General features: G+C 61.0%; 13 protein-coding genes. 2 read left to right on the top strand and 11 right to left on the bottom strand.

Annotated elements, in window-relative coordinates; translation table 11 throughout:
* Window positions 1–41: 41 nt before the first annotated feature.
* From HMPREF2826_RS00090 to HMPREF2826_RS00045, 10 genes are all read right to left on the bottom strand, one after another.
* A complete protein-coding gene (locus HMPREF2826_RS00090) occupies window positions 42–1475 on the bottom strand; it encodes a plasmid recombination protein (protein WP_246824620.1) in 1434 nt (477 codons plus the stop codon).
* A gap of 330 nt (window positions 1476–1805) precedes the next feature.
* Window positions 1806–2678 carry a helicase RepA family protein gene (locus HMPREF2826_RS00085; protein ID WP_083307141.1) on the bottom strand — a complete coding sequence of 291 codons (873 nt, stop codon included), beginning with the start codon at window positions 2676–2678 and terminating at the stop codon, window positions 1806–1808.
* A 251-nt stretch (window positions 2679–2929) separates the two neighbouring features.
* Complete coding sequence (locus tag HMPREF2826_RS00080) at window positions 2930–4276, bottom strand: IS30 family transposase (RefSeq protein ID WP_070637907.1); 1347 nt, start codon at window positions 4274–4276, stop codon at window positions 2930–2932.
* 102 nt (window positions 4277–4378) lie between these two features.
* Entirely contained in the window at window positions 4379–4636 is a 258-nt protein-coding gene (locus HMPREF2826_RS00075; RefSeq protein WP_070637904.1) for a hypothetical protein, read from the bottom strand.
* Between the two features lie 49 nt (window positions 4637–4685).
* Window positions 4686–5420: a tyrosine-type recombinase/integrase gene (locus tag HMPREF2826_RS00070; protein WP_070637901.1), complete on the bottom strand. Its 735-nt coding sequence runs from the start codon at window positions 5418–5420 to the stop codon at window positions 4686–4688.
* A gap of 27 nt (window positions 5421–5447) precedes the next feature.
* Window positions 5448–6251 (bottom strand): tyrosine-type recombinase/integrase, encoded by an 804-nt coding sequence (locus HMPREF2826_RS00065; RefSeq protein WP_070637898.1) that lies wholly within the window; start codon window positions 6249–6251, stop codon window positions 5448–5450.
* Between the two features lie 112 nt (window positions 6252–6363).
* Entirely contained in the window at window positions 6364–6588 is a 225-nt protein-coding gene (locus tag HMPREF2826_RS09505; RefSeq protein ID WP_210388929.1) for an AAA family ATPase, read from the bottom strand.
* A 160-nt stretch (window positions 6589–6748) separates the two neighbouring features.
* Window positions 6749–7069 (bottom strand): plasmid mobilization protein, encoded by a 321-nt coding sequence (locus tag HMPREF2826_RS00055; RefSeq protein ID WP_070637890.1) that lies wholly within the window; start codon window positions 7067–7069, stop codon window positions 6749–6751.
* A gap of 2 nt (window positions 7070–7071) precedes the next feature.
* Window positions 7072–8148: a site-specific integrase gene (locus HMPREF2826_RS00050; protein ID WP_070637888.1), complete on the bottom strand. Its 1077-nt coding sequence runs from the start codon at window positions 8146–8148 to the stop codon at window positions 7072–7074.
* A 3-nt stretch (window positions 8149–8151) separates the two neighbouring features.
* Window positions 8152–8352 carry a MerR family transcriptional regulator gene (locus HMPREF2826_RS00045; protein WP_070637885.1) on the bottom strand — a complete coding sequence of 67 codons (201 nt, stop codon included), beginning with the start codon at window positions 8350–8352 and terminating at the stop codon, window positions 8152–8154.
* A gap of 191 nt (window positions 8353–8543) precedes the next feature.
* Between HMPREF2826_RS00045 and HMPREF2826_RS00040 the strand changes: the two genes are divergently transcribed.
* Window positions 8544–9077, top strand: a complete 534-nt coding sequence (locus tag HMPREF2826_RS00040; protein WP_004221664.1) for a helix-turn-helix domain-containing protein — start codon at window positions 8544–8546, stop codon at window positions 9075–9077.
* A gap of 195 nt (window positions 9078–9272) precedes the next feature.
* Here HMPREF2826_RS00040 and guaA read toward each other — a convergent pair whose 3' ends face one another.
* Window positions 9273–10862: a glutamine-hydrolyzing GMP synthase gene (guaA, locus tag HMPREF2826_RS00035; RefSeq protein ID WP_070637882.1), complete on the bottom strand. Its 1590-nt coding sequence runs from the start codon at window positions 10860–10862 to the stop codon at window positions 9273–9275.
* A 371-nt stretch (window positions 10863–11233) separates the two neighbouring features.
* On the opposite strand from guaA, the gene HMPREF2826_RS00030 reads away from it, so the two are divergent.
* Window positions 11234–12117: LCP family protein (locus HMPREF2826_RS00030; RefSeq protein WP_246824619.1), on the top strand; the 884-nt coding region annotated here is incomplete at its 3' end.

Raw genomic sequence — 12117 nt, 5'->3', positions numbered from 1 at the left:
ATCAGGAGGGCATTCACTGGAACACCCTCCGGTTTTGGTGATTACCGTGCGCCTACCCTTGTTTTTTGCCTTGCGGCCCGTTTCCGTTCCTTTTCAGCCTGTTCCTGCTGGTAAGCGGCCTCTAATATTCTGTCCGCCTGTTCCGTGCCAATGGCCCGCCTGACCCGCTCATAGTCTCTGACCTTTCCCTTTAGGCTGTCTCGCTCGGCGCAGACCTCGTAAATCCTTTCTGACAGGGAACTATTTTTGCTGACCTCCCGGCCATAGTCCGCTTGCAGCCGCTCAAATTTGGATTTGAGGTCGCAGTAGGCCCGGTAGACAGATCGCAGTACCTTGACGATCTTCGCCCATAAGGGCTTGGCCTTTTTCTCCCGGTAGGCCCTGGCCGATTCCAGCGGTCCCGCTTCTGGCAAGACCTGTTCCGGGTCGCTGGAAAATTCCTCCGCCAGCTTCTCCATGCCTTTCAGCATGGGGGCCACATCGTTTAGTTTGGCCTTGGCCTGGGCCGCTTTCTTCTCGGCAGCTGCCGCCTCCCTGTTCTTTCGGTCAACCTCGGCCTGGGCCAGCACAGCCGCCTCCTGAAGCTGTGCAAGCCGCTCCTGTTCACACTTCACCTTGAACTGCGTGACCGTCAGATGTTCCTCGGAACTGCCACGCTCTCCACGCTCCAAGTCCGTGTAGCCAGCGGAGCGCATCTGCTGAAAGAAATCATCCTGCAAGACGCTGTACGACTTTCTCAGCACAGGCTTGCCCTTTGCTGTTCGTAATGGCTCCCCGGTAGCCTCGTCTACTGCGGGCCGGGACGCCCACTTTTTGCTCATGCTGACCTGCATAACGGTTTCTTTGACCTTGCCCACCAGGGATTTGTCCTTACACCGCTTTGTCCATCGTATCTCCTTCTCCACCACCGGGATATAGACCACATGGAGGTGGTAGTGGTACACGTCCTCTCCCAGCGCCTCGGACATAGCCCGGTTGCGTTCGTCGGCGTGCATGACCGCCGACAAAATGTACTGCTCTCCGCCTACGATTTTGATTGCGGATTTGTATGCGTCGGTGTAAAATTGTTTTGCAAAGTCATAGCCGCCGTGATTGTAGAAGTAGGCGGAGTTCACATCAAAGACCAACTCACCGTATCGAAATGCGTCCGCCTTAATGCCACGGGTGGAGATCACACCATCGGCCTCCATTTGGGAGAACATCTCCCGATACCCGGCGGACGGGGTTTTGAAGTGGACATTGAGCGGCGTCCGCTCCAGTACAATGTCCTGATTGATATAGGAATCCTTCTCACGCTCGTTGTGCTGCTGGGTGTTGCCGATCTTGGTTTCGGTCAGCCTCATATTTCTTGCGTTGGTACGATCAATACCGTCGCCTCTCGCCATAGGCAAAAATCCTCCTGTTTCAGATGTTTGGTTGTTGAAAGAGAACGGGGATTCGGGGAGGCACTTCCTGCGGGAAGTGTAATAACCCACTATGACACTTTCATCCCTGCGGACTGCAAAGTGCCGTGGGCTCTCCGAGGGGGTGTGGGGGCTTTGCCCTCGGCAACTGCGGTTGCCTCCCCCAGCAGGGCCGCCCTTTGAAAAGGGCGCCCTGCACCTCGTCGGGGCAAAGTCCACTCCATTCGGGACGGCCTTGCGGCCATCCCTCACTCCGTTCCCTTGCCCCTCCTCTCCCCACCGCAACCGCTCCGCTGGGTTGCGGTGGGGGTTGGGCCGCTCTCCGTGACAGCCGTGACGACCGTGACGATGTTTTGGACACCGCCCCCGCTCTCAAAAAAGCTGTCACAGCCGTCACGGTCGTCACGCCTGGGGAGGCTCCAGCGTCAGGCTGATGCTTCTCCCGGCGTGGGTACGGGTGTTCTCATAACGGATGTGATACTCTGCCGCCAGTTTGCTGGCCCGGACGTTCAGCCTCATCGCCAGGGCGTTGGGCTTCATATCCACTTGCAGGGCCGCTGCCAGCTCCGTGGCAGTACCGCACCAGAACGGCCTTTCCGCCGTTACAAAAGCGGCTATGGCTTCCAGCACCGGGTCGGGGGGTTCTACCCACAACTCCGTTTCCATACGCTCCAGTGTCCACGTTAGGTGTTCCTTGTCCTTGGTGAGATAGAGCCGCTGGTCTTGCTGGTCACGTCCTACCACATCCAAGGTGGCGGTGTCATCCGTCCACTTCTCCTTCTGAAGAAGAAAGGCCCCGTCCGCCGCTCCCGACAGTCCGTTGGTGCCGGAGATCATATCAAACTTGTCATCGGCCTGCTGTTTCCGAGTGTGATGTACCAGCAGGAGGCAGACGCCGCAGGCATCAGCGAGGCGTTTCAGCTTTTCCACCACCTCATAATCGTTGGCGTAGCTGTACTTATCCCCGCCAGCCTCCCGGATTTTCTGGAGGGTGTCAATGATAATCAGCTTAGTGTCGGGGTGTTCCTGCACAAATCGCTTTAGCTGTTCCTCCAGCCCAGCGCCAACCTGTTTGGCACAGATGGAAAAGAGAAGGTCGTTGGTGCCGTCCATGCCGAACATCCGGTAAAGCCGCTCCTGCAAGCGTCGGTGATCGTCCTCCAACGCCAGATAGAGGACAGTCCCCTTGTGAACGGGATAATCCCACAGAGGGGTCAATTGAACTCCATTAAGCACATGGTTGTGCGTTTTACCAGGGGTTTTGCTTGCAGTCATTCAAACAACACGTTGCCGAGCCGTTTTCCTTTGCTTGCACTTGTTCAACGGATATGGCGACTCGCATGTTTGTGCACGCGGGATGCTGCATAGAAACAGCAGGTCAGAGGCCTGCCGCCATGATTGAACGACTGCAAGCAAAAACGACGGGCCAAAACGCCCCTGTCGCCGCCCCGGCCAGAGCGGCTGTAGAAATCATTTTTCGGCTTCCGGCCTGTGCCCCCGATCCCTCGCGGCGCCCTTGCCGGGCCCTACTGCCTCACGATCGCGTGCGGGATGAGCATCGGCGTGAGGTTCACGAGATCAGGGTCGATCTCCCTCACGCCCAGCGCCTCCAGCGTCCCCTGGGGAAAGACCGCCTTGGCGAGAGCTATCGGCGAGGCCCACCCGAGGGCGTTCCTCATGTAGGAGTTCACATGCGACATGAGCAGGGAGACGTCGCGCTGACTCAGCGCGTCGAAGTTGCTCCTGTACTTGGGCAGGACGCGCCTGATCTCGCTGTGGTTCCTCTCGGCATGCGGTTTTTGCTGGGACTGTCGTGGGTCGCAGTAGTAGACGCTGGAGCGCTTCTCCCCGCTCGGGCCCGTCTCGATCCTGATCGCGTTGCTGAATTCAGTGCCCCTGTCCGTGACGATGGTCTGGAAGAGCCTCGCGTAGGTGCTCCTTCCCATCAGCGCCTCGAGGACGTCGAGGGCCCTGACGACGCTCTCGGCCGTCTTGTCCGGGAGCAGGATCATGATCTGGAACCCGATCCGCTTGATCATCAGCGTGAGCAGGCACTGCCTGTCCTTGCCCTGCCTGCCCTCGACGGTGTCCATCTCGACGGCGCTGGCCTTGGTCTGCTCGTCGAGCTTCTCGTAGTCGTCGTAGCGCCTGCCTGCCAGGAGCTCCTTGGGGATGCCGCCGTCGGAGCGTGCGCCGCCCTTCTTGCGGGGCTTGTAGCGCACCTTCTTAGGCAGGTCGAGGTTGGTGATGTCCACGATGACCTTGTTCTCGAGGAGCTTGTAGAAGTTCCTGGGCCCGAACGCCATCTCGCCAGGGTGGGCGTGCCAGATGTGCTCTGGGCTCTGCCCGTTTCTGAGGCCGTCGCGCGCGATCTCGATGGTCTTGGCGAACTCCTCCTCCGTGCAGTCGAGGCCGCTGCGGCTGTCGCTGGCACGGTCGCTCGCGGCGTCGTCGGCGGCCTTCGCCTCGTAGAACCGGTACGGGTAGTCGCATCCGTACCCGAGCCTCATGCTGCATCCGTTGCAGCAGTACGGCGGCTTGGAGTGACGCGGGCACTCGGCGGCCTGGTACTCGGGGCACAGGGAGTTGCACAGCCACGACCTGCAGCGGTGGCAGCCCTGGAGGCACCCCTTCCCGCACAGGTCCATCACGGTGCACGCGTTCTTGTGGATGCACAGGTTCCTGCTCGGCTGGACCACGTTGTGCTTGGGGTCCGAGGTGCAGTTCCTCTTGATCTCGCGGGCCACTACAGACGGAGACCTGCCGATCGAGCGCGCTATCTCGGAGATGCTCTGCCCCCTCGCCAGCCCCGCCTCGATGCATATCCTGTCGTCGAGTGTCAGCTTCCGGCGCTTCTTCTTGTCCTTGCCCATGTCGGCGCCCCTTTCTCTCGGTTGCTTTGCGGGCATGCCGAGACAATGGGCCGCCCCGCGCCCTCTCGCAAGTGCCGGGGCGGCGCGGTGCCGGGCGGGGGTCTATCGGTGCGCGACGGGGTGGATGGCCCACTCCGGGATGGCGTCCACCCGCGCCTTCAGCCTCTGGAGGACGTCGGGGAAGTCGAACTGCCCCTCACCAACGGTGACGATGAGGGCGGGCTGGCCGTCGTCGTTGAGCTCGACCATCAAGGGGTAGTCGCGCACCGCCCAGTCGATCTGGGGGAACACGACGTCGACGGCGACCACCTCGTCCTCGTCGAACTCCTCGAGCTGGCGGATAAGGTCCCTCACTAGCATCGCGCCCTCCTGTCGGTCGCTCCCTGCGGTGTGCGTGCCTGCGGGTATTCTATCCCTGGCGGCGCCCGCCCGCCCCGCGCGCGGAGACGTCCCCGGGCGCGGTGCCGATCGCCGCCAGCGCGCCCCTGACTATGTCACCCACCGTCCGGGTGGTCACCCTGCCGCCCCGGTTGTTGTTCGAGCGCGAGGCGACGAGGGGCTCGAGCGGCCCGGCCCCGCAGGCGGCGCGCCTCTCCGCCGCCCTCCTGGCGAGCCCTCCTGTCGCCTCGTCGAGCTCCACGAGGCGACGCCTCCCCCACCGCCCCACAGGGCCGCAGAGGACCTGCGTGGGGACTGTCTCCGACACGTCGCGGACGGACAGCCCCGTGACCTCGGCCGGCTTGAGCCCGCAGCACAGCACGAGCCTGCAGACGAGCTCGTCCCTCTCGTCGGGGGCCGACGACGCGGCGCGCTCTGCCTCGCTGCGCGAGAGCGGCCTGCGCTCCCGCACCGGCACCGCCCTGCGGTTCCTCATGGTGCTGATGGGGTTGAGGGGCAGGCAGCTCTCCACGGAGAGCCAGCGGTAGAAGGAGCGGAGGATGGACAGGCGGCTGTTGTGCGTTGCCGGCGCCGACCCCTCGAGCCACTCTGCGACGTCGCCGGGGGACGCCGCGGCCAGGCCGCCCCTGGGCTCCATGAGGTTTGCGAACAGCCTCATGTGGTCGCGGTAGCAGCGGGGCGACTCGCCGGTCAGCGACAGCGAGTCCAGGTAGCCGTCGATCAGCGCCTCGTCTTCTTGCAGCATTCCGGTCCTCCCCCGGGTGCGGGGCCCCTACTCGAGCGGGCAGCGCCCGTTCAGCGCGGCGCAGCTCGGGCAGGGCACCAGGCAGCGCCTCCGCCCTCCCCTCGTCCTGGCCCCGAACGAGGCCTCGACGTCCCTCGAGGTCAGCCCTATCGAGGACAGGGCGCTGCTCACCACGCGCAGGATCGACCTCTGCGTGAGCCTCCCGCCCCTGTTCCGAGGCGACAGGGAGGCGAACATGGGGTCGCCCGCGGCGGCGCCCTGCTCTGTCCGCGCGCGCACCTGCGCCGCGACGACGAAGGCGCTCGCGGAGTCGAGCGCGATGGCGAGGGCCCGGCCCGAGGCGCCCTTCCTGGGGGCGCAGCTCAGGACGGGCCCGTCCGGCCCGCTCACGAGCGCGCCGACGTCCAGGAGCTCTATCTGGGTGGGGGTCAGCCCGCACTGCAGGGCGAGCCTGCAGATGGCCACGTCCCGGGTGCTGGTTAGCGATGAGATCGCCTCCTCGGCCTCATCGTCTGTCAGCTTCCTGCGCCTCCACGCCGCCGCTTTGGGCCGGTTGCGCATCGTGAGGATGGGCAGCGCGTCGCAGTAGCCCTCGACGAGGCACCACTTGAAGAAGGGCCTGACGATGCCGAGGTAGCAGTTGTAGGTCGAAGCCGCCAGGCGACCCGCCCAGTCGTCGAAGTCGGCGGGCTCGGCCGCGAGGAGGCCCCCCTTGCCCTCCAGGTGGTCGGCGAAGAGGGACAGCGTGTAGGCGTAGTCCTCCCTCGAGCGCGCTGTCAGGTTCCTGCTGGCGAGGAACTCCTCGATCAGCACGTTGTCCTCAGGAATCATCGCGGTAGCCCTCCGATCGCTGGTGCAGCCTGGGGCAATTGTCCCGCTGCGCGGCGCTGCTGCCGGATTCTGTGGGGGTGTTGTGTTGCACGACTGGAAGCAAGGAAAGTGCTTAGTGAATTACAATTAACAAATCCCACAGAGGGAGGCCCATGCTGACGTGGTAGGCAAGTTGGGCCATCAGGAACGACTTGCCTACCTTGGGCGCTCCCGCAAAGAGGTACGTCCCCGGATAGAGCAGACCGTCAATGACGGGCGGTCTGCTCTGATATACGTTCTCGTACAACTCGTTCATGGAAATCGTGGGGAGATACGCCGGGTCGTTCATGCGCTGCATTTTCCGCAGCATTTCTCGGCAATTTTTCTCAGGGGGATTGTTTTCCGCCCCTTCCTCTGCTATACTTGGGGTAGTTGTTTGAGAATTGGGCTGTTCCCCGTCTGCGCCAACAGACGGAACCGGGACAGTCCTTTTCGTTTCTCTGGAATCCATCAATCTATCAATCCTCCTTCATGCCGCCCATGATAGCGGCGATCATCCGAATGGTGTCCAGCAGCTCGCCGTGCACGTTGGCCCCGTCCCCGGCCCGCCGCAGCTCGGTCAGCACAGCGGCCAGCTCGTCCCGCAGGGCCTTATACACTCTGGGATTGCCCTGCACTACCACGTCCCGGCACAGGAGCCGCTTGGTGATGTAGTCCTGCTTCGTCAGGCCAGAGAGCCGCACAGCGGCCTCAATCTGTTCATCTTCCTCCGGGGATACCCGGAAGGCCACGGTCTTGTTCCTCCAGCGATTTTTGTTGTCTCGGTTTTTCAGTGACATGGTTACGTTCCCATCCTTTCAAAGTCCAGCTTGTCTGCCATCTCCGTCTGCCTTGTAGGAAACAGATGGGCGTAGCGGTAGGTAATGTCGATACTCTCATGCCCTACCCGGTCAGCGATTGCCAGGGCGGTAAAGCCCATATCAATCAGCAGGGAAATGTGCGAATGTCGGAGGTCGTGAATCCTGATCCGCTTCACTCCCGCCGCTTTCGCACCCCTGTCCATTTCATGGTGGAGATAGTGCTTGCTGACAGGGAAAATCCGTTCATTTACCCCGGTGCTGTAAAACGTCTTTAAGTAGTCCTCCATCTCTCCACAGAGGAATTGGGGCATCTTAATGACACGGTTGCTCTTTTTCGTCTTGGGGGTGGTAATCACGTCCTTGCCCTTGAGCCGCTGATAGGATTTGCTGATGGACACTGTACCCGCCTCAAAGTCGAAGTCTGTTGGGGTGAGGGCCAGCAGTTCCCCCTCCCGGATACCGCACCAGTAGAGCATTTCAAAGGCATAGTAGGAGAGGGGTTTGTCCATCATGGCGTCGGCAAATTTCAGATACTCATCCTTCGTCCAGAACAGCATTTCACGCCGTTCCTCCACCCCCATGTTCCCGGCCTTGGCCGCAGGATTGACCTGGAGGCCGTAGTAGCGGACAGCATGGTTAAAGAGGGCACTTAACTGATTGTGGACGGTTTTGAGATAGGTAGGGGAATAGGGTTTTCCCTTGGCGTCCGTCAACCCTCGGATCGCGTTCTGCCAGTCCATCACGTCCTTGGCGGTGATTTCCGACAATTTCCTTTTTCCAAAATACGGCAGGATTTTCTTCTGGATGATGCTCTCTTTTGTCAACCAGGTGTTCAGTTTCAGCTTAGGCTTCATATCCTTCTCATAGAGCTGGGCGAAGCTCTCAAAGGTCATGTTCACATCGGCCTGCTTTTGCATCAGAAACTCCCGTTCCCACGCCTGGGCCTCTTTCTTGGTGGCAAAGCCACGCTTTAACTTCTGCTGGCGCTCTCCTTTCCAGTCCGTATAGCGGAACTGGACGTACCAAGTGCCGTTGGCCTTGTTCTTAAACGCCGCCATAGGTTAATCACTTCTTTCGCTCCGGCCTCTTGTGCCATAAAATTTTTCGTGGAAGAATTTGCGGTCGATGCGGCCTGAAATGGTAATACAGCCCGTCTTTTTCAACTCCGCATTCATAGAACGAATCAGCTTATAGGCATAGGGGACAGAAACCCCTAATTCCTCCGCTACCTCGTCCACCCGCATGAACATGGTGCTTGCCATTGTGCGCTCACCTCCTTTCACGGCTCCAGGACTAAGCCTTTATGCTTAATCTATTATAACTAAGCAAATTTGCTTTGTCAAGTGGCTTGCGGAATAATTTTTAACTTTTTTGTTTAAGATACTCTTGACTGTTACTAAGCGAATATGTTATACTACTTTCGACAGAAACCACCAGATAGGAGTTGGCATTTATGGCAATAGGAGAGCGCATCCATTTTTTCCGCACCCTCCGGGGTATGACACAGAAGTATCTTGGTATGGCGGTGGGCTTTCCAGAGCGTTCCGCCGATGTTCGTCTGGCACAGTACGAAACAGGCACCCGGACGCCGAAAGCCGACTTGACCGCTGCCCTGGCGCATACATTAGATGTATCGCCCCAGGCGTTGAGCGTCCCGGACATAGACAACTACATAGGTTTGGCCCATACGCTGTTCGCCTTGGAGGATGTTTACAGTCTGAAAGTGGTAGAGGCGGATGGACGTGCCTGCCTGCAAGCAGATATTTTTCAGGGAGGCCGTCAAGCCAGTGAGCTGAACAAAATCTTGATTGCGTGGCGGGAACAGGCGGCGAAGCTGGAGGCCGGGGAGATCACCAAGGAGGACTATGACCGCTGGCGCTACAACTACCCGAAGTACGACACCACCCAGCGGTGGGCCAAAGTCCCCTCGAAGGAATTAAGCGATGCTCTGATAAAAGGATTGAAGAAACAGAGAAAAGACAAATAGCAAAAAAGGTCTTGCCGACTGGTGAAAGTCAGCAAGACCTTTTTCTTAGGATATGAAGGATTTACCCGCAAGCCACCCGCTATACGGGAGTGAACAAAGTAAATCCGGTTTTGGTATCTGCTATCAATTTGCTATCAAATGCCCCGTTTCCGTTCCAAAAGCCCAGTGTTTTCAAGGCTTTGCGGGTTTCGTTAGTTATTCCCACTCAATCGTCGCGGGGGGCTTGGGCGTCACGTCGTATACCACTCGGTTGACGCCCTCCACCTCGCCGACGATGCGCGTGGAGATGCGCCCGATTACCTCATAGGGCAGCTTGGCCCAGTCGGCGGTCATGGCGTCGCTCGACTCCACCGCTCGAACGATCACCGGACGACGGTAGGTGCGCTCGTCGCCCATCACGCCCACGGACCTGATGTCGGGTAGCACGGCAAAGTACTGCCAGCAGCTATGCTCCGAGTTGCGCTCGCCCGTCTCCTCGAACAGCCGCGCGTTATAGGCGTCCAGCTCCTCGCGGACGATGGCGTCGGCGTCCTTGAGGATGGCAAGCTTCTCGGCCGTCACCTCGCCGATGATGCGAATGGCGAGGCCCGGACCGGGGAAGGGCTGGCGCCAGACCATCTTGGCAGGCAGCCCCAGCGCGATGCCCAGCTCGCGGACCTCGTCCTTAAAGAAGTGGTCCAGCGGCTCGATGAGGTCAAAGCGCACGCCCTCCGGAAACGGGATCAAGTTGTGATGGCTCTTGATCGTGGAGGCCTTCCCGCCCGTCTTGCGCGCGCCCGACTCGATGATGTCGGGATAGATGGTGCCCTGGGCCAGCATCTCCACGTTGCCGATCTTCTGCGCCTCGTCAAAGAAGACCTTCCAGAACTCGGTACCAATGCGGCGACGCTTCTCCTCGGGGTCGCTCACGCCGGCAAGCAGCCGTCCGTAGCGCTCCTCGGCATGCACGTGCACCAACGGCACGTTGAACTGCCCGCGAAAGACCTCCTCCACCATCTCGGGCTCGCCCTTGCGCAACAGGCCATGGTTCACGAAGACGCAGGTGAGCTGGTCGCCTATCGCGCGGTGCACGAGCGCCGCCACGACGGAGGAGTCCACGCCGCCCGAGAGGGCCAAGATCACCTTCTTGGCACCCACCTGCTCGCGAATCTGCGCGACCTTCTCCTCGATGATGTTGTCCATGTTCCACGCGCGCGAAAGACCGCAGACGTCAAACAAGAAGTGCTCGAGCATGGTCATGCCGCAGGCGGTGTGGCGCACCTCGGGATGAAACTGCGTGGCAAAGAGCCGGCGTGACGCGTCCTCCATGGCGGCAACGGGACAGGCGTCCGTGGAGGCGGTCACCGCAAAGCCCTCCGGCACCCGGCTCACGGCGTCGCGATGGCTCATCCACACGGTCTGGTCCTGGGGCGTCCCGTCCAGGATGCGCGAGCTTCCCCTGCGGTGGAGCTCGGCGGGGCCATACTCGCCCTTGTCGGTATGACCCACCGCGCCGCCCAGGGTGACGGCCATGATCTGCTGTCCGTAGCAGAAGCCGAACACCGGAATGCCCAGGTCAAAGATCTTGTGGTCCATCGTTGGGGCGTCCTCGGCATACACGGAGGCGGGGCCGCCCGACAGGATGATGGCGCTGGGAGCCAGGGCGCAAAGCTCCTCGGCAGAGATGTCGCAGGGAACTATCTCGGAGTATACCTGCAGGTCGCGGACGCGCCGGGCGATGAGCTGCCCGTACTGGGCGCCAAAGTCGAGAACGGCGACGAGTTGGGTGGGTCTGGAGTTCTGCATGGACGCTGCCTCTCTGCCAGAGGCGCAAGCCGGTCGGCACAGGGCTTGGCCCCCGCGCCGCAGACTCTGCGCGCCTCGGATGTTCACTGCTCCGTACCCATGATACCGCCCGGCCGTCGTTCGGGGGACAAGAAGCGCCGTCCGCGACCTGGCGAACAGATCTGTCGTCTGGGTCCGGGAACATGCCCTGCCGCCCGCTGCCTGGAGGCACGCAGTGCCGCGCTGGATCGGCGGACACGCGCCGCGGACCGCCCTTTATGAACTTCGTGCGAGGATTGTTCAATAAGCCTATTATTTATTAGTTATGCATATGTCCTGCCGTTTCTCTTACCAGGTCACATGGTGAGACATGACGATGGAGGGACCACATCGTGGCGCGCCACAAGAAGACCCCCACAGAGACTCATGGCAACGGCGACCTCGCCGCAAAGTCCGCGACGCTCTCCCGCAACGCATCGGCATCCGTTGACCACTACGTGGCCAAGCGCATCAGGCGGAGGCGTCACAAGGTCGCCCGCAACATCCTCATCACCCTTGCCTCCCTCATCGTGCTAGCGGGCGCGGCCATGGCGGCTTACGTTTACCACATCAACACCCAGCTCACCGGCGGCCTGAGCCCGGACCTTTCCTCCGCGCTGACGTCCACGGAGGCAGGTAGGCCGTTTTACGTGCTGCTTCTGGGCATCGACAAGGACGAGGGCCGTTCGGAGGGCCCTGAGTACGGGTCCAGCGACAGCGCGTATCGCTCCGACTCCATCATGCTCGCGCGCGTTGACCCGCAGGAGAAGAAGGTGACGCTGGTGTCCATCCATCGCGACACCCTAGTCAACCTGGGATCATACGGCGAGCAGAAGATCAACGCCGCGTTCGCGTTTGGGGGTCCCGCCTACGCTACCCAGGTCATCTCGCAGTTTTCGGGTGTGAGCATCTCGCATTACGCCCAGATTGACATGGACGGCATGGCGCAGGCAGTCGATGCCGTCGGCGGCGTGACCGTCAACCTGCCCACCCCCGTCAAAGACCCTCAGTACACGGGACTTGACCTGCCGGCGGGCGAGCAGACCATCGACGGCCGGACGGCGGCGCTTCTTTCCCGCGCGCGTCACGCCTATGACGCCTACGGCGACGGTGACCTGTACCGCGCCGCCAATCAACGTGCCGTGATCATGGCCGTCATGAAGAAGGTGCTGGCAAGCGACCCCGTCACCATGGTCAACACGATCAACACGATGGCCGGCATGATCAAGACCGACAT

It is taken from the genome of Olsenella sp. HMSC062G07, assembly GCF_001811895.1.
Lineage (GTDB): Bacteria > Actinomycetota > Coriobacteriia > Coriobacteriales > Atopobiaceae > Olsenella_F > Olsenella_F massiliensis.
This window is presented reverse-complemented; position numbering and strand designations above follow the sequence as displayed.